Annotated in this window: 15 protein-coding genes and 3 pseudogenes; 11 read left to right on the forward strand and 7 right to left on the reverse strand. The window is 60.0% G+C overall.

Annotation, left to right across the window (positions count from 1 at the left end):
• Positions 1-233: transposase (locus BLU17_RS34720; protein WP_425434165.1), on the forward strand; the 233-nt coding region annotated here is incomplete at its 5' end.
• A 268-nt stretch (positions 234-501) separates the two neighbouring features.
• On the forward strand, positions 502-1,077 hold the full coding sequence (locus tag BLU17_RS31435; RefSeq protein WP_092006461.1) for a lipid-binding SYLF domain-containing protein: 576 nt from the start codon (positions 502-504) through the stop codon (positions 1,075-1,077).
• A gap of 325 nt (positions 1,078-1,402) precedes the next feature.
• Here BLU17_RS31435 and BLU17_RS31440 read toward each other — a convergent pair whose 3' ends face one another.
• Complete coding sequence (locus BLU17_RS31440; protein ID WP_176929264.1) at positions 1,403-2,437, reverse strand: IS630 family transposase; 1,035 nt, start codon at positions 2,435-2,437, stop codon at positions 1,403-1,405.
• 297 nt (positions 2,438-2,734) lie between these two features.
• Between BLU17_RS31440 and BLU17_RS31445 the strand changes: the two are divergent.
• The 7 genes and pseudogenes from BLU17_RS31445 (at position 2,735) to BLU17_RS31475 (ending at position 8,736) form a co-directional block, all read left to right on the forward strand.
• Positions 2,735-5,281: pseudogene (locus BLU17_RS31445) on the forward strand (type VI secretion system Vgr family protein).
• Entirely contained in the window at positions 5,278-5,775 is a 498-nt protein-coding gene (locus BLU17_RS31450) for a DUF4123 domain-containing protein (RefSeq protein ID WP_176929265.1), read from the forward strand. Before BLU17_RS31445 ends, BLU17_RS31450 begins: the two are co-directional and overlap by 4 nt.
• A complete protein-coding gene (locus BLU17_RS31455) occupies positions 5,768-6,112 on the forward strand; it encodes a hypothetical protein (RefSeq protein WP_092006470.1) in 345 nt (114 codons plus the stop codon). The genes BLU17_RS31450 and BLU17_RS31455 overlap by 8 nt, the downstream gene beginning before the upstream one ends.
• A gap of 4 nt (positions 6,113-6,116) precedes the next feature.
• The gene (locus BLU17_RS31460; RefSeq protein ID WP_092006473.1) at positions 6,117-6,731 is read left to right on the forward strand and encodes a restriction endonuclease fold toxin 5 domain-containing protein; all 615 of its coding nucleotides are present in this window, start codon (positions 6,117-6,119) and stop codon (positions 6,729-6,731) included.
• The gene (locus BLU17_RS31465; RefSeq protein WP_245747113.1) at positions 6,721-7,476 is read left to right on the forward strand and encodes an immunity 52 family protein; all 756 of its coding nucleotides are present in this window, start codon (positions 6,721-6,723) and stop codon (positions 7,474-7,476) included. Before BLU17_RS31460 ends, BLU17_RS31465 begins: the two co-directional genes overlap by 11 nt.
• Positions 7,477-7,494: 18 nt before the next feature.
• Entirely contained in the window at positions 7,495-7,746 is a 252-nt protein-coding gene (locus BLU17_RS31470) for a PAAR domain-containing protein (protein WP_092006478.1), read from the forward strand.
• Between the two features lie 132 nt (positions 7,747-7,878).
• The gene (locus tag BLU17_RS31475; RefSeq protein WP_245747114.1) at positions 7,879-8,736 is read left to right on the forward strand and encodes a hypothetical protein; all 858 of its coding nucleotides are present in this window, start codon (positions 7,879-7,881) and stop codon (positions 8,734-8,736) included.
• 472 nt (positions 8,737-9,208) lie between these two features.
• On the opposite strand, the gene BLU17_RS34360 is transcribed toward BLU17_RS31475, so the two are convergent.
• The 5 genes from BLU17_RS34360 to BLU17_RS31495 all read right to left on the reverse strand — a co-directional run bounded on the left by BLU17_RS34360 (position 9,209) and on the right by BLU17_RS31495 (position 14,944).
• Complete coding sequence (locus BLU17_RS34360) at positions 9,209-9,502, reverse strand: Hsp70 family protein (protein WP_342713893.1); 294 nt, start codon at positions 9,500-9,502, stop codon at positions 9,209-9,211.
• A gap of 777 nt (positions 9,503-10,279) precedes the next feature.
• Complete coding sequence (locus tag BLU17_RS31480; RefSeq protein ID WP_092006484.1) at positions 10,280-11,515, reverse strand: 2-oxo acid dehydrogenase subunit E2; 1,236 nt, start codon at positions 11,513-11,515, stop codon at positions 10,280-10,282.
• A 19-nt stretch (positions 11,516-11,534) separates the two neighbouring features.
• Complete coding sequence (locus BLU17_RS31485) at positions 11,535-12,518, reverse strand: alpha-ketoacid dehydrogenase subunit beta (protein WP_218137063.1); 984 nt, start codon at positions 12,516-12,518, stop codon at positions 11,535-11,537.
• Positions 12,519-12,528: 10 nt separating this feature from the next.
• On the reverse strand, positions 12,529-13,581 hold the full coding sequence (locus tag BLU17_RS31490) for a thiamine pyrophosphate-dependent dehydrogenase E1 component subunit alpha (protein WP_092006487.1): 1,053 nt from the start codon (positions 13,579-13,581) through the stop codon (positions 12,529-12,531).
• Positions 13,582-13,660: 79 nt separating this feature from the next.
• A complete protein-coding gene (locus tag BLU17_RS31495) occupies positions 13,661-14,944 on the reverse strand; it encodes an MFS transporter (protein ID WP_218137064.1) in 1,284 nt (427 codons plus the stop codon).
• A 427-nt stretch (positions 14,945-15,371) separates the two neighbouring features.
• Between BLU17_RS31495 and BLU17_RS31500 the strand changes: the two are divergent.
• Both BLU17_RS31500 and BLU17_RS31505 read left to right on the forward strand, forming a co-directional pair.
• Positions 15,372-15,601: pseudogene (locus tag BLU17_RS31500) on the forward strand (SET domain-containing protein); the annotation flags it as partial.
• A gap of 20 nt (positions 15,602-15,621) precedes the next feature.
• A pseudogene (locus BLU17_RS31505) lies at positions 15,622-16,200 on the forward strand (TRAFAC clade GTPase domain-containing protein); the annotation flags it as partial.
• Between the two features lie 238 nt (positions 16,201-16,438).
• On the opposite strand, the gene BLU17_RS31515 reads toward BLU17_RS31505, so the two are convergent.
• Positions 16,439-16,533: 4Fe-4S dicluster domain-containing protein (locus tag BLU17_RS31515; RefSeq protein ID WP_133246935.1), on the reverse strand; the 95-nt coding region annotated here is incomplete at its 5' end.

Here is a 16,533-nt window from a genome sequence, read left to right on the forward strand (position 1 = left end):
AGAAATCGAATGGTGTCCATGACGATACTCCTATGAACGGCAACGCCAGCAGTCACGATACGCCTGCCGGAGCAGTCCATACCATTAACTGGAAGCCGAAGTTTGACGCTATGACAGTTTCGGATGCACAGCGTCTGAAAGAGTTGGAACAGGAGAACAGCAAGCTCAAGCGCTTGCTCGCTGAATCGATGCTCGACAACTCTGTGCGCAAGGACCTCATGCCGCGAGGGTAGCAAGCCAAACGCGAGGCGGGTCAGGACATTGATGACCGGGCGCGCGATGGGTATCAACCGGGCTTGCGGGCTGGTCGGAGTATCGCAGTCGCCATGCGCTGCAGTGCCGGATCATCTGTTCGCCACGATTGACATGTATCAAGAACTATGAACGTCGTGCCTCACATACTCGAAACGAGGTCGCTCGATAGAGGCAGCCCACGTCGATTTGGTGCGTTGGGGCCACGTCAATTTTCTAAATTTCTTTCTTCCGAATGAGGAATTTACTATGTTCAACAAACGATTACTGTCCGCTCTCGCCTTGGCCGCCGCGACGACAATTACGCCCACAGCTTTCGCTCAACAGGACACCGCACCAGAAACTACGGCGTCGTTGCTTAAGCAAACCGATGCCGATGCGAACACCGCATTGGATAGTCTTTACGCAAGGGCACCTGAAACGCGTGAACTGATTGCCGGCGCCAAAGGTGTCCTGATTATTCCGGACGTGCGTGCCGGAGGAGCGATACTCGGTACTGAATACGGGCACGGCGTCCTGCGCGTGCCTGGCATGCCGGACACCTATTACAACGCCAGAACGGCTTCCATCGGAGCGCAGTTCGGTTTCGAGTCCAAGAGCGAGATTCTCGTGTTCCTTACGCAGAACGCGCTGGACCGCTTTCGTAACAGCAAGGGCTGGACGGTCGGCGTCGATGGCTCTGTCGCCATACTGAAGCATGGCAAGGGTGGACGGTTCGATACGAATACGGGGCGACACGCCATCGTGGGTTTCGTCGAAACGAAACAAGGTCTGATGTTCGATCTGTCGCTGGCGGGAACGCATTTCACAAAAGCCCCGGTGTAGCCAGAGCACGCGCCAGGTACGGCTATCCGGCAACCTGATGTCCGGCAGGCGCAGGTACGATGAAAGGCTACTCAGCGCGCCTGGCGCGCTGATGTTTTTAGGCGAGCCGTACGTGGTCTTCAATCAGTGACACGTTCGTCACACGCTCGCTGCCTGCGTCTGCAGCCGTAACGGCATGTTCTGCGACTTCGAGGCCGCGCCAGAACCTTTTTTGAACGCCCGTGTAGCGGCAGTGCCGGGAAGCGTACCCCATCTCTGCTTGACGGGGCGCTGTTGTGGCAGTGGTGCTTTTGGGGTACTCGTCACAAGGTCGAGATTGCCTTACTCACAAGTCAGAAATATAGGCGACAGACGGATGCTTGAAGAACGAACGCACGAGCTCTGGGTTTTGCTGTACCTGTGCAAGTTGCTCGTGAACCTTCGGGCCGAGCTTTTCGCCTTTACGCAAGGGACTTCTCGCGATGCCAGTGCGCTTCACGTGGCTCCACACCAATTCATCCGGGTTGAGGTCCGGTGCATATCCGGGCAGAAAGTGCAGGGTCAGCTTGCCATTGGTCCCGGCAACGTAGTCCTTTACGACAGCCTTTTTGTGTGCAGGCAGTCCGTCGACAATCAGATGAACCGGCCTCTTCCGATTGAACATCAATTTCTTGAGCAGCGCGACGAACAGTTCACCGTTAAGTCCTCCTTCGTACGTCGCAAACCAGAAGGCACCCTTCGAGTTGACGGCGGACGCCGCGCTCATACTCTGTCGTTGACCGGGTCGCTCTACGACGGGGGTTTCGCCGCGTGGCGCCCAGGTCTTGCCATCTACCGAGTCGGCCCGAAAGCCCGATTCGTCCCAGAAGAAGATGTCCGCCTTCTGTTCACGAGCCCGTCTGGCGATGGATGGATACGTGTCACGTTGCCAGCGCTCGATTGCTTCTGGATCGCGCTGGTAAGCACGCTGCAGCGGCTTTTGCGGCGTCAGGTCCAGACGCGACAGCATCGTGCCGATCGAGGCCAGGCTCAGCGTGATACCGAATTCACGCTGCACCAGTTCGCGTACCAGATTACGCGTCCAAAGCCCGAAGTCAAAGCCATACTGCATCGGGTTCTTGCCATTGATCCAGCGAAGCACCTTCTGCTCCTGGGCGGCAGTGAGCTTGCGCGGGCGGCCTGTCGCCCCGGTCGAGCGTAATGCACGCACACCTCGTCCTCGCCCCCGGGCCTTCGCACGCAGCTTGTATGCCCACGAACGATGCATCCCAAACGACGCCGAGACCGCATCGGGATGTTCTCCATCATTCATCCGCGCAAGTGCGAGCATGCGCATCTCTTCGAGTATGTTGTGCGCCAGACTTCTCCCGTCTCGTTTCATAGTCCGTGGCTCCATTGAGTGACACGAAACGATAGATCAGCATTTACCTATTTTGTTCCCTAATTTACTGACCTATGAGTAATTCTCGTCAAATATTGATCTCAAAAATTGCATCCGGCCCTCGTCAAGGGTAGAAGTGAATGGTCAACGGTTGTGCGCGCAACGTGGTAAGCCGTTCGGCAGGACGGGCACCGCCCGCACGCTAGGGGCGACGCGGTCCTGTTGCCCGGTCGCCGCCACGTCCACGTCTGCGCGAAGTCTTCTGGTTTCCTTTCCTGAATCACCACGGAGCAACGCATGTCATGGCTTGACCAACCCCGCACGCTGGAAATCACCAGTGCGGCCCTGCCGAAGTGGCGCGACGAGTGTCTCTTCACCGTGTCGCGCCTGACCGGCACTGAAAAGCTCGGACGGCTTTATGACTACACCGTCGAGCTTGCCACGAAGGAGGACATCGGCCTGACCGTGCATGAGGCCCGGGACAGGGTCAAGGTCGACGAACTGGTGGGCCGGCAGGTGACGGTAAAGATCGCCATCGAGGGCAGCGGCACCTGCGAGACCGGGAAAGCCGGCGTGGCGCCGTCGGTGAATGTTGGCGCGGGCGTGCGCGAGATCACCGGCCTGATCGTCTCGGCGTAGTGCGTGGGCTCGGACACGCGGCGCGCGTTCTACCGGCTGCGGATTCGCCCCTGGCTCTGGCTCGCAACGCTCAACCAGGACTCCAGAATCTTCCAGGACCAGAGCGTCGTGGAGATTTCCGAAACGATCCTGAAGAAGTATCCGTTTCACTATGAACTGCGTCTGGCCGGTCCCGGCTTCGGGCGGCGGTATCCGAAGCGCGACTACCAGCGCATGTTCTGGGAATCGGACTGGGGCTATCTGAACCGCTTGTGGCAGGAATGGGGAATAGCGTTTTTCTTCCAGGGCCCCACGCTCGTGCTGTGCGATTCGACGGCGGCGTACAAGAAGCACGGCCCCGCGTATGCAACGCTGCGCTATCAGGACCGTAACGGCCAGCGTATCGATGAGGAACACGTCCACCAGTTCGAGATCGCGCGCGCCCTGACCACCGGCAAGGTCAGCGTCACCGACTATGACTATACGCAGTCGCGGGCTAACCTCGCCAGAAAGGATTCGGACTACCGCGAGCGCGCCAACGACAACATCGAGCATTACGCCTGGGGCGATTATTCGCAGCCGCTGGCGGGCGCGATGGGCACCGCTGCGGAGCCCAACGAGGTCGATTTCGAGGGTGAGCATATGGCGCGGGTGCGCCTGGAGGCCAAACGCGCGAAGAGCCTGCGCGGCAAAGGTCGCGGCAACATGCGCGGGCTGATGGTGGGCCACACGTTCCACCTCGAAGGCTATCCGCTCGCACCGGGCAACGGAGAATACCTCGTCGTCGCCACGAAGATCGAGATCGTCAACAACGATACAGTGACGAACCGGGGCGCGCTGCAACGCCAATACACCTGCGACACGCAGTTCACCGTGCAGCCCGCCAACACGTATTTCCGCACGCCGCAGAAGGCAAAGAAGCCGCGTTCGCATGGCGAGGTGGCGATTGTGACGGGCTACTCCGATTCGAAAATCTGGACCGACAAGTATGGCCGCGCAAAGGTCTGGTTCCCGTGGGACCGCGAGGGCCAGCAGGACCAGGATTCAAGCTGCTGGGTGCGGGCGTCCTCGCCGTGGCAAGGCGCGAACTACGGCGCGATCTATATTCCGCGCGTGGGTCACGAGGTCCATATCGGCTATCACGACAACGACCCGGACAAGCCCTATATTGCGGGGCGGCACACGAACCAGTTCCACGAACCGCCGTGGCCCCTGCCCGCCAACCAGGCGCTTTCGGGCTGGATGAGCGAGGACCTGGAGGGGCCGACCACCAATAGCGTTGTCACCGACGACACGCCGGGCAGGCTCCAGGTGCAGGTGGCGAGCGACCACGCGCAGTCGCGCCTGGTGCTGGGTAGCAACACGCGTATTGACCGCCGCAAGGGGCGCAGCGAGGCGCGCGGTGAAGGGTTCGAACTGGCGACCGAGGCGCATGGCGTGGCGCGTGCCAACCGGGGCATGCTGGTTACGACCGAGACGCGTTCAGGCGCAGGCGCACCCGTAAAGGACATGGGCGAGACGGTGCAGCGTCTGACCTCGGCGCGTGAACTGCACGAGGAGATGGCGCAGTTCGCGCAGCGGCACAAGGCGCAGGACGCGCAGGTGAGCCAGGGCGACGCGACTGCAGGCATGAAGGCGCAGAACGACGCCATCAGGGGCGGCGCGAAAAGCGGCGCGAACCCGTCACCGGAAATGACGCGGCCCGACCTTGTGTTCGCGAGCGCGGCGGGCATCGCAGCAACGGCCACCGACAGCATGCATCTGGCGAGCCAGAACGATCACGCGGTGACGGCAGGCCGCGACGTGAGCGTCGTGTCGGGCCGCTCGTGGCTCGCGTCGGTGCGCGGTGCCCTCTCGTTCGTTGCTGCCAAGGGCATGAGGTTGTTCGCGGCGAAGGGCAAGGTCGAGATTCAGGCGCAGGGCGACGAAATGGCGCTGGCGGCGCTGAAAGACCTGACCATCAGCAGCACGGACGGGAAGATCATCCTCACAGCTTCGAAGGAAGTGTGGCTTGGTGCTGGCGGTTCGTATATCCAGATCAACGGCAGCGGCATCATTAACGGCTCGCCGGGGACGATCCTTGAGAAAGGCGCGACATGGAGCAAGCTGGGTCCGGCTTCGGTGTCCATCGCCTCGACTATCGTCGCTGGCGCGGATTCGGGTATCTGCCTTGAATGTCTGCTGCATGCTGTCAAAAATGGCGCGGCTTCACTGGAGCGCGCATGATTCCCGACGATATCCAGTCGCATCTGCGAGAGCATTTTCCGCTACGCGAGGACTTGCGTGTCTACGTGCTTGTCGATGGCATCCAGTTCCACAAGCACACCAGCACTGCTATCCAGCCACAAGCAGGCAGCGTCATTGCGCTATTCGCGGGCACGCGGGACGAGCGACTGGCCCCAGCGGGGCCGTGGCTGATTGATCCAGCCCACGCGAAGGGCATCGTTCGCATTGCTGCCGAGATGGAGCCAGCGCTGCCCGGTGTCGTGTGGCTGATTTCGGCTCTAGAAATTGAGAAACAGGCGCAGGCCCTACGTCAGATGATCGATATGCGCCTGCCGAATGGCCGGGAACTTATGGTGCGATTCTGGGACCCGCGCGCGCTCGTGTCGCTCTATCACTCGGTGGGACGTGAAAAATGGCGCGCGCATTTCGGTGGCGTGGTGGAGTGGCATTTCATTCACCAAGGAAACCGGATCTATATCGGCAACCATGCTTGAACTGACAGAAAAGGAATGGGCTGCACTGCAAGCCGCCGATGAGCGGACATTTGTGTCCGTCATTCGGAATGACATTGTGAAAGACCGCCCTGAGCTGGCAAACGATCCCCAACTGTTGGATCGGCTGAATGCGGCTTATACGGAAACGAAACGCATCGGCTTTACCGATGACCGGCATGTCGTCCAGTTTTTGTATCTGGAGTCGATAGAGCCAAGTTTCTACCAGAAGCCCGGTATCGCGGCATGGCTTGGCAAGAAAGGCGTGCCGCCTGAACAGCGATTCGACATGGTAATGGACGTATCGCGCGTCAAGCTGCGCGACAAAAAAGGAGAATAGATAAATGGCGTTTTTGGCGATTCCCCTGCTCGAAGGGGCTGGAGAGGCGATAGCAGCCGCATGGGCAGCGTTTACCTCTTCCGGTGCTGCAACGGCTGTGGTAGGCGGCGCGGCAACAGCTGCGGTCTTGTCGCTGCCGGGTGATAAGGCGCAGGACAAAGACAAGGCCGGAACCCAGACTCAGGCAGCGACCCGGACACGATCGCGAAACTGTAAATGTCCGCCCGACAAGGGCGAGCCAGTCGAGCGGAAGCACGGTGTCAACTGGAACGCCTATAAGTATCAGAATCGTATTACGGGACGTCCATTCGATGAGGTGGCTTGTAGGTGGAGCGAGGAATGGAATTGGCTTGGCCGCGACTTTGATGGATTCCAGGAGGGTGAATGCTTGTTGCAGGAAACCAAGGGAAACTATGATCAGTTTCTTGATGAGGATGATGAGCCGGTACCTTATTTCTCAGGTTTTCCGGGAATGGCAGGACAAATCGCGGATCAAGCAATGAGGGTGCACTCAAATCCACCTGCAAAGCTGATGTGGTATTTTCAAACTCCTCGAACACGGGAATATATGATGCCCGTGCTTATTGCCAACGCAGTACCATCTGTTTGTGAGCCTTGAAGCGATGAATCTATTTTCTCAACATCGTGATCGCGTTGACCTTCCCAGTGCGGATTTTTCTTATCACCTCAATCGCCTGCAACAGTTTTTCAAGGTCTTAGTGGGGAAAGATCGCTTCTTGGGTGAGTGGTATCTAACAGGCGAAAATCTAAATGACGCGCTCCGATTTCCCGTCTACGGGAAAGACCATCATCCATTAAAGACCGCCATCGAAGAACTTGATAAAAAATGTCAAGGGAAAAATTCGGATGACAATAAAATCATTAGTCTTTGGAATGGCGCAGTTGACCAGAAGGATGGCGCATCACTAACAATATCAATTGATGGTGGAAATATTCTTCCTCGCATGATTGATTTCAATGTTAAAGAGTCGAGAAAGGGATATTCTCGTTTAGGAGACTACCAGTCCGTCGCGGAGGTTATTTCTAAGGTTGCCGACATATATGGTTCTTTTTATGTCTCGTATGGCCCTCGTAAGTATGTCTCAAAAAAAGTCTTTCCAGATCGTTTGGGTGTGAGCTGGATGCTCTACTTGCCGCGCGTTCTCACAACGACTCAGGTGCCGGAGGCACGCGCACTCATTCCGGTCGAGAGCATGTTGGACGGCAGGCGGCTAGGGACGATTATCGTCAGTGAGACAGAAGGCGCGTTCGACGTGAGCAATCCGGAACATGTCGATGTCGCTAACGCCATCGAAATTCGCCTGGCGGACCAGGACCTGCTACCGCGATTTATTGACCTCTAAATTCAGACGCAGGGGACAATCATGGATTTCATCCGGCTTGGCGACACCACGACGCACGGCGGCAAGGTCATCACCGCATCCGAAACGGCAGACTATGACGGCATCCCGCTTGCCCGCAAGGGCGACTTGATCGAATGCCCGCTGCACCCGCAGGTTCAACCGAACCTCATCATCGAGGGCGATGACGAGATGGACGACGAAGGCCGTCCGCTTGCACGCCACGGGCACAAAGGTACGTGCGGGTGCAGCCTGATTTCCAGCATCGCCTAAATGGTTGCGCCACTTTCGATTGAGGATATGCGGCAGCTTGCCGCACAACACGGTGGCTGCTGCATTTCGAAGCGATACGAAAATAGCAGGACGAGCCTGCGCTGGCGATGCCGCAACGGTCACGAATGGCAAATGTCGCCAGTGAGCGTGCAGGCGGGCAACTGGTGCTCGGCATGTCTCACAGAAGAGCGTGAACGCACCTGGTTGCCACTGTTGCATGCACTAGCGCGCGAGCGGGGAGGCAAATGTCTCGCGACCTCCTACGTCAACAGTCGTACCAATCTGCGATGGGAATGCCACCACGGCCATACGTGGGAGGCCACGCCTGCGAGCATCCGTGTGGCGGGTGCGTGGTGCCCGGTCTGCGCCGTCGATAGCCGGAAACGGAGCATCGAGGACATGCGCGCGCTCGCGGCACGGCACGGTGGCCAATGCCTCTCGAATGAATACGCGGGCCCAACAGGCAAACTGCACTGGCGCTGTGCCGCAGGTCATGAATGGATCACCTCGCACGCTCGGGTGCGCAACGGCATCTGGTGTGCTGCCTGCACAAAACAGGAACGCCGCGTCGAAAGGCTGGGGGAGATGCGTGCGCTGGCCACCGGTCGCGGTGGCGAATGTCTGTCCGATGCCTACGGGACGAGCGCGCAGCCGTTGCGCTGGCGCTGCAAACGCGGCCATGCTTGGGCCGCCAGCCCCGCCAATATCAAAGGCGGCTCGTGGTGCCCCGTCTGCGCCCGTGCGGAACGCTCCAATCACACCATCGGGGAAATGCACGAGATCGCTCGGGAACGCGGCGGACGCTGCCTCTCGGACGCCTACGTGAACGTCACGACGAAGCTCGAATGGGAGTGCGCGAGGGGCCATGTCTGGTCAACGTCGCCGATGGCCGTGCTGGCAGGCTGCTGGTGCCCGGCGTGCAAGTATCTGGACCAGTGCGTATCGGTCGAGGCCAAGCGTAAGTATCTGGCTGTTGCTCGGTCCCCTTGACCCTGTGCAGCAAAGGCCGACGATATCAACGTCCGCCGTGCTGTCTCGGCCAAACCTTACTAAGTCGGCCCGGTAAGCTAATGGGCAAATGCCTGAACGCGCCTGGTTCACATCGCTGACGGACGCCTCTGTGCGTTCAGCAACACCCCGCATCTGTCATCTCGGGAGCCAGGGAATGCGAGCTGACCGGACATTGCCCATCACTTTGCAGTCTCGCCAAAGCGGCCTGAGGTTCGAAGGGCGCGGCCGCGCTGGCCGCTCAATTCCGAGCGAATGCCGAGAGGCCGTCGTTCACGGGCGGCGTCACCATATCGCGAGCATGCCCGTAAGTAGCTGCCAAGGTTACATGCCACCGGTAGTGACGCGTTGATCTGGAAGCTTCCGGGTCTCGACTAAACGCAGCGAAGAGGATTGTCACCACTACCGGATGGAGGTGCGGCATCTTTCGGTGCTTCCTGTCCGCTTGCGCGTACTACTCGGCCTCATTGATCATGCGCTTCTTGACGTCTTCCGCGAGGCGCGTCGAATCGCTGATCTGGATCGACTGCGCGCGGGCCGTCGCGCTGTCGCGAGCCGAGACATTCACGATGCCGCTCGCGTCAATGTCAAACGCCACCTCGATCTTGGGCATGCAGCGATGTGCCAGAGCAAGACCGTCGAGATTTAATTCGCCTGGCGTCGGTCGTGTTGTCGGCGGCCATGGGCCGCTCGCTCTGGTACACGTGCGCCGTCGATTGAGTGCGTCGGTGCATGAGGCGATCCGGATTGCCGAAGCTCACCTGCGCGAACTTGAGTAGCGATTGTGTATTCGATTGGACGCCGGTGTTTCCGGATACATGGCATCACATGGCTTGGCTTGAACAAGCTTTCAGTGGCCACGGGTATGCATCGTTGGACGAAGCGGTGCACGCGCTCGAAGTGCGCCGACATCGCTACAGATGCCGCGTTCATGAAGAACGTGACCGTGACCGGGGATATTGCTAAATGCCTTTGGTGATACGGTCTGCGGTACAAACCCGAGTACCTGATCATGGAAACGCACGGGCATCGCGGTGCGACGTGTTATGCCCGGCAGCGTGGTTGAGCCGTTTTCGCGCTTCTCCATGTGTCCAGTCTGACTTCTACGCAACGAAAGCCGCGAGCGATAGCGCACGAGACAGGCATCGACAAGGATTCCGAATGATCTGTACCGAAAGCCAATTCTGGCGATTCATCCGCCTCACGAGCCCGATCTGATCAACAGCACGCATCAACCGTACGGTATTGAGGTGACCCGATGCGAACGGCGATTTATCATGCACCACCGGATGGCGGCGCATGATAAATCGCTGTATGGCAAATCGCGCCCGGGTCGCCCAGCGAAATGAGGGCGTCGTAATCCCGGTAATGGCGCCGCCCGCCCCGGTAGCGAAAGCAGGAATTTGCGGGTATGTCGTAAGTTGCGACCGCCAAGATCTTGTGTGCGGTACGGACGGGTTCGCATGAAGAGCACTCCTTTTCCTGATCTTGCAATCGTCGGCGGCATCGCAACCCTGTGTTAGGTCTATAGCAGCTTTTGCGGATCGGCCAGCCATCCTTGCAGGGTTTGGAGGAAGCGTGCAGCGTCGGCGCCGAACACGACCCGATGATCGCAACTGAGTGTGACAAACGCCTCGCCGTCGCGCGCGGCAGCAACTGAGAGAATCGCGGCGGCGCCCTGCGGAACGATCGAGTCGAACGCGTGAACGATCGCAAACGTGCCTAGATCCGATATGTAAAACGTCGCCCCACGGTAGTCGGCCAAAGCGAGGCGACGCGATAGCGCCTTGTCGCGCAACGCCGACCAGTCGTTGGCGAGCTCGCCATGCGTGCGCATCGCAACGTCGCGCAGCACAGGCGCAACGAGACCGTCGGGACCATCAATGGCAATCCCGATATCGATTCGCTCGCGCTGCGCGAGTCCCACCGGTGTGTACGTGCTGTTGAATACCGGATGCGTGGCGATGGTTTTCGCGCACGCGCACACGAGGAGTAATGTCAACGACGTCTTGTGCTCTTCGGCCGTGCGCATCAACGGCCCGAATGGCATTGAAGCGGTCACATGAAACGTTGGGGTCGCCGTGCTGGCAGCCATGTTGCGCGCTACCGCTGCCCGGAGACCTGGCGCAGGTACGATCCGGTACGGCGGTCCGGCATCCAGGTCGAGCCCCGGAAGATGCCTGGCCGGGTCTGTCGGCGTGAGCGGCGGAGTTTGTGCGGGCGGGGCGGGAGTCGCTATTGGTGCGGCTCGCGCTTCGAGATCCCGCTCGCTACTGCCCGGCGCAACGTCGCTGCCGCTGCGCGCAACATGGGCCGGCTGTATTCGCGCCGCGGCTGCAGCGGCAAAGACAGCAGACGAGGAGGGCTGCGCTTCGATAACGGGCGGTGGAGGCGATTCCGCTTGAGAGCCCTTAGCGGCCATGACGGCCGACGCTGGCGGCGGCATCGGCTGCGCCTGTGGGGGTAGTACGACGGGCGGCGCCACGGCCGCCTCTGGTGTCCGCTCGCTCGCCGTCAGGACAGCTTTATGGTCGATATATCCGATGACCTGCCCGACAGGATACTCACGGTTGGCGTCCGCCAGAGGTCCGGCGAGGATGCCATCGTGAAACGCTTCAACCTCCATGATAGCCTTATCGGTTTCCACCTCCGCAATGACCTCACCGGACTTGACTGGATCGCCGGCCTGCTTCAGCCACCTGACGAGCGTCCCGTTGCTCATCGTGTCCGAGAGGGCTGGCATCGTGATGGGCCGTTTCATCGCAGTACTCCCCAATACGTTACCGCGGCTGGCAAAGCGCACGCGCCGCTTCGACAATATCGGCTGTCCGCGGAATGCTGGCTGCCTCGAGTGCGCCGTTGAATGGCGTCGGCAAATCGAGCCCGCCCAGACGGAACGGCGGTGAATCGAGCGACGCGAAGCAGCGCTCTCCCAATTCAGCAGCGATCTCTGCACCGGCGCCGCCGAAGCGGGAATCCTCTTCGACAATCAATAGCCGGCGCGTACGGGTAACCGATTCCACGCAGGTGTCCCAGTCGATCGGCCGCAGACTGCGCAGGTCGATGACGGTTGCCTCGATGCCGTCCTTTGCAAGATCTGTCGCCGCATCCAGTGCGAGCATCGCCATGCGTGAATAGCTCACGATCGTGATATCGCGCCCGGTGCGCCGCACGATGGCCCGATGCATGGGCGGAGGATCGGCGAGCATGTCGACCGCTCCCTTGCTGAAATACAGCAATTCATGCTCAAGGAGCACAATTGGCTCGTCACTCGCGATCGCCTGGCGCAGTTGCCAGTATGCATCCTGCGGGGTTGCCGGAATCGCGAGCCGTAGTCCCGGCACATTCATGAACATCGATTCGAAACGCTGCGCATGCTGGGCGCCGAGTTGCCGGGCGATACCGCCCGGAACCCGCACCACGAGCGGCATTGGAAACTGGCCGCCCGACATGAAGGGCACTTTTGCGGCCATATTGACAATCGCATCGAGCGCCAGCAGCGCGAAGTTGACGGTCATGATCTCCACGACCGGCCGCATACCGGTCAATGCGGCGCCAACGCCCAGACCGGTAAAGCTGTTCTCGGAGATCGGTGTGTCTCGCACACGCCACTCGCCGTATTTGGCGTAAAGGCCTTCCGTCACACGATAGCTGCCGCCGTACAGACCCACGTCCTCCCCCAGCACGAATACGGCTTCGTCGCTTTCCATTTCGGCATCGAGCGCCCGGTTGAGCGCCTGCCAGTAGAGCATCTCTTCCGCCATTTGGCTTCCCCTAGATGAGCACTTCGTGACGACGGTTGCAATGCAGGTGACGCCATGCGTCGTCCATGGTCGGCTGTGCGCTCTCCTGTGCGAACTGAACCGCGTCCGCGACTCTTTGCTGGATTTCCGCCCTCATCGCATCGATTTCGACCTGCTCGATGTGCCCCTCGGTAAGAAGATGTTGGGTTAGCCGGCCAACGTTATCGGCTCCGATCTCCGCAAGCTCGGCAGTCGTCGGATATCGCAATTCCATGTGTCGTGCGGCGATCGCGAGTGGATCAATGGCCTGCCAAGCCTTGACTTCGACAGCCGGACGATAGCTGCCCGGATCGGCCATCGAATGACCTCTATACCGGTAGGTTTCACATTCGATGAACTGCGGGCCGCCGCCATTGCGGATGCGATCCATGGCGTGTCGCGCCGCTTCATAGACCTTGAGCACGTCCATGCCGTCGACCTTCTCGGCAGGAATGTTATAGGCTGCCACGCGCCTGTACTGTTCCGGCACCGCTGAGTGGCGATGGACCTCCGTGCCGATCGCGTAGTGATTGTTCTCACAGACAAAAAGCACCGGCAGGCGCCATAGCCCAGCCATGTTGAGCGATTCATGCAGCGTGCCCTGGTTCATGGCACCATCGCCGCAAAAGCACACAGCAACTTCGGGGAGCCTGCGCATCGCAATCGAGTAGCCTATGCCGACTGCAACCGGAAAGGTTTCACCAACAATGGCGTAGCCACCCATGAACCGGAGCCCCCGATCGAACATATGCATCGAGCCTCCCATTCCGCTGGACATGCCGGTTGCGCGGCCGAACAGTTCGGCCATGACTTGACGCGGCGGAACGCCTCGCACAAGTGCGTGCGCATGTTCGCGATAGGCGCTCACGATATAGTCCGAGGGACTGGTTGCATTGATCACACCCGCTCCCACGGCTTCCTCGCCCGGATACAGGTGTAGGAATCCGACGATGTTTCCCTTCGTATACGCTTCGGCTGCGCTTTCCTCGAATACGCGCGACAGCATCATGTCGCGCAGGAGACGGTGGAAGATTTCACGTTCCATATCTGACCTCGCTGGGCAAAGGCTGGATTTCGGTCGAGGTGGCGCAGACCTTGCGGCCTCGGGCCAGCTTCGATGAGGGTTACTTGCTTTCGAGTACCGCTGAGCCCGTTTCCCTGATGAAGAGCGCGAGCAGGGCGGCGATAACCACGGCTGCGATACCCACGCTGCCACCGGTCTTGAACACTGAAAGCGTGAGCTCGCCGCCGTGCGCAAGCCGCTGCAGCCACCAGCCGAAGGCGGGCGCCGCAAACGCGCTCATCACGAATACGAGGAAGTTGATGGCTCCCGTGGCGCTGCCCTTGACTTCGTCCGGATTGACTTCCTTGATGACGGTGTACGGAATCATCGCTGCACCGGATCCGATGCCGAGTGCCAGACCCAGCACGAAGTGGGGCACGCTGTTCGGCGGCAGATACAGGATGGCAAGGAGCGCGAGCAGCATGATCACCATGCCGGCGAACATGACCGGCTTGCGGCGGCCCATGCGGTCCGCGAGATAGCCAAGCGCAGGGCAGCCGATCACCCAGCCGAGCGGCACCATCGATGCGCGATTCACGGCCTCGGCATAGGCGACGTGCCAGCCCTCGCGGAGAAACGACACACCCCAGATCATGTCGCCGACGGTGGTCGGCAGGAACAGCAGGCCTGCGCACAGCCCGCAGAGGTATGACTGCGGATTGGCCAGCACCGTCTTGTAGGGTGAGAACATGCGCCAGACGCTGGTCTTCGAATGCTCGGACGGATCCTGATGCGGGGTCACCAGCAGGAGCGCTACGGCGATCGCGACCGTCACCAGCCCGGCGAAGAGCCAGAACTGTTGCCACGTGATAGGCCCATGAACGAGTGGGCCGACGGCGAATTGCCCGGCGGAGCCGCCGAGCATGCCAAGGCACTGGGTAAAGCCGATCGCCGTTGCCAGGTATTTTTTGGGAAAGCCATGCGAAGCTAGGTACACCGCGCCGACGAACGCAAATGCTGCGCCGGCTCCCTGCAGCAAACGTCCAGCGCTGGCGGCCGACGAACTCCCGAGCCCGAACATCGTGATGCCGGCGGCGAGGCAGAATACGCCGGCTGGCATCGTGTACTTCGCGCCCCATCTATCGAGTGACGCGCCGGCAACAATCGCGAACGTAGAATATGTGTAGTAGTACAGGCCAAGTAGCGAGCTGACTCCAAGCGTTGTCAGGCCGAAGGCTGTGCGTAATTCCGGCAGCATGACGCTCGGCGCCGATCTCACGGCGTACTGCATGAAATAGAACAGCAGGGCGAAGAGCCAGGCAAGCACAAATGCAATGTGAAAGCCGCTCGATGACAATGCCGGCATCCTCCCTGCAGGGGCAGGCACGGGTTTGTTGACTGCCATGAGTGTCTCCTTCTCAGTCTCGCGACGTGCGTCGTCATACAGTCGAGATTAGGCGTCGAAGGCACTCGTCAGTTGATGCTGATCAAGAAAAACGGGAGGGGTGGAATGCAGGGTATACAAGGCATGCGTCAGCCGCGATGTGAATCAGCTTACGTAGCGAATGCGCAGGAGAAGAGCGCCATAAGGGCGAAGGCGGCACCCGTAAAAAACGTTGTCGAGGCGCCATGGCTGTCCCATTGCCAGCCCGCAAAGACCGCAGGCTGGCAACAGAGCTTGGAGAATGAAAGGGACTTCCCCTCTCTCTGGAGTCGATGAACGTTCGCAACTTCACCTTGGCACATTGATGCCGACTCGCGGCTTCCACCGCAGTCTCGGGACGGGGAAATCCCTTTCATTCTCTAGTAAAAAGAAGAGGAGAAAACAGGTCATGCAACGACGTGTGATGGTCAGGCGTTCGTCCGTGCACGGACGGGGCGTATTCGCGCTACAGGCGATCGCACCTGGCGAAAGGATTCTCGAATATAAGGGTGAGCTGATCGCGTGGCAAACGGCGATCAGGCAACACCGCAAGCAGGGCGTGTCCGGTCACACCTGGTTTTTTTCGGATTGACTGACGGACGTGTAATCGACGGTGGCCGACGCGGGAACAGCGCGCGCTAGCTGAATCACAAACGGAGCATGCCGACGCGCGCCGCGATTTCGAAGTGGTTGTCGCGGAAGAGAAGAGCGGCCCGGAGACCTTGATCGTTATCCCCGATATCGCTGGCGAGCTATGGCTCAATGCAGTCAAGCCCTTCGAGATATCGACAGATTGGATGGACGAACTGAGTCGTGTCCACGGCGCATTGCTGTTCGCGCGAGGCGGCTCCGCTCAGGATGTTCGGCCGCTCGACTGGGTCACCTTGAAGAGGATGATGTCCAAGGTTCGGATGCCAGAGGACCCAGGACTGCCGATGCAGGTCATGCTGTGTGAGCTGATTCGCTTTCTCGAGATTTCGCTCGTTGATCGCCCGGATGGTGAACGTCCTCGCGTATCGATCGTCAGTGCCTGGGACTTCGTTGACCACGAGAAATTCGCCAATGGGCCGAGGGCGTGGTTGGAGCACGAGTATCCGTTGCTCGCGGGCCGCTTGGGCGATGTTAATAAGCGGCTCAACATCCGGGTTTTTGGGCTGAGCGTGGTGGGCGGCGACCTGAAGACCGGCAAGGGCTGCCGCGAGGCCTTGCAGGAGAGTGGATTGGGTGGTCGCGGTTAGGTGTCCGTCCAACTCCGATTCCTCCCGAAATTCATGGGCCGCCTCGTGCGCCGCGTCCAGCGGCGCCTTGCAGCGGTATGGCTGAGCGGAGTTTCCGCGGAAATTGCCAGCGTGCAGTACGCGGCGCCTGCGAGGTCCGTGACGCAGTTCCCGCAAGAGGCTTGGAAACGAAGCCAGGGAATACTGAGTAACCGACGCCGCAAAGCGCGTGGCCGCTGCGGTACGACTCCGATGGCGTTCACATGTTCGGATAATTCGGTCCGCCGCCGCCTTCCGGCGTGACCCAGACGATGTTCTGCGTCGGGTCCTTGATGTCGCAGGTCTTGCAGTGCA

The organism is Paraburkholderia lycopersici, from assembly GCF_900096975.1.
Taxonomy (GTDB): Bacteria; Pseudomonadota; Gammaproteobacteria; order Burkholderiales; family Burkholderiaceae; genus Paraburkholderia; species Paraburkholderia lycopersici.

Bases quoted from the DNA above. Each gene is read 5' to 3' on its own strand.
- BLU17_RS31435 (WP_092006461.1), top strand. From the start codon at position 502: ATGTTCAACAAACGATTACTGTCCGCTCTCGCCTTGGCCGCCGCGACG.
- BLU17_RS31440 (WP_176929264.1), bottom strand. From the start codon at position 2,437: ATGAAACGAGACGGGAGAAGTCTGGCGCACAACATACTCGAAGAGATG.
- BLU17_RS31450 (WP_176929265.1), top strand. From the start codon at position 5,278: ATGATTCCCGACGATATCCAGTCGCATCTGCGAGAGCATTTTCCGCTA.
- BLU17_RS31455 (WP_092006470.1), top strand. From the start codon at position 5,768: ATGCTTGAACTGACAGAAAAGGAATGGGCTGCACTGCAAGCCGCCGAT.
- BLU17_RS31460 (WP_092006473.1), top strand. From the start codon at position 6,117: ATGGCGTTTTTGGCGATTCCCCTGCTCGAAGGGGCTGGAGAGGCGATA.
- BLU17_RS31475 (WP_245747114.1), top strand. From the start codon at position 7,879: ATGTCGCCAGTGAGCGTGCAGGCGGGCAACTGGTGCTCGGCATGTCTC.
- BLU17_RS31480 (WP_092006484.1), bottom strand. From the start codon at position 11,515: ATGAAACGGCCCATCACGATGCCAGCCCTCTCGGACACGATGAGCAAC.
- BLU17_RS31485 (WP_218137063.1), bottom strand. From the start codon at position 12,518: ATGGCGGAAGAGATGCTCTACTGGCAGGCGCTCAACCGGGCGCTCGAT.
- BLU17_RS31490 (WP_092006487.1), bottom strand. From the start codon at position 13,581: ATGGAACGTGAAATCTTCCACCGTCTCCTGCGCGACATGATGCTGTCG.
- BLU17_RS31495 (WP_218137064.1), bottom strand. From the start codon at position 14,944: ATGGCAGTCAACAAACCCGTGCCTGCCCCTGCAGGGAGGATGCCGGCA.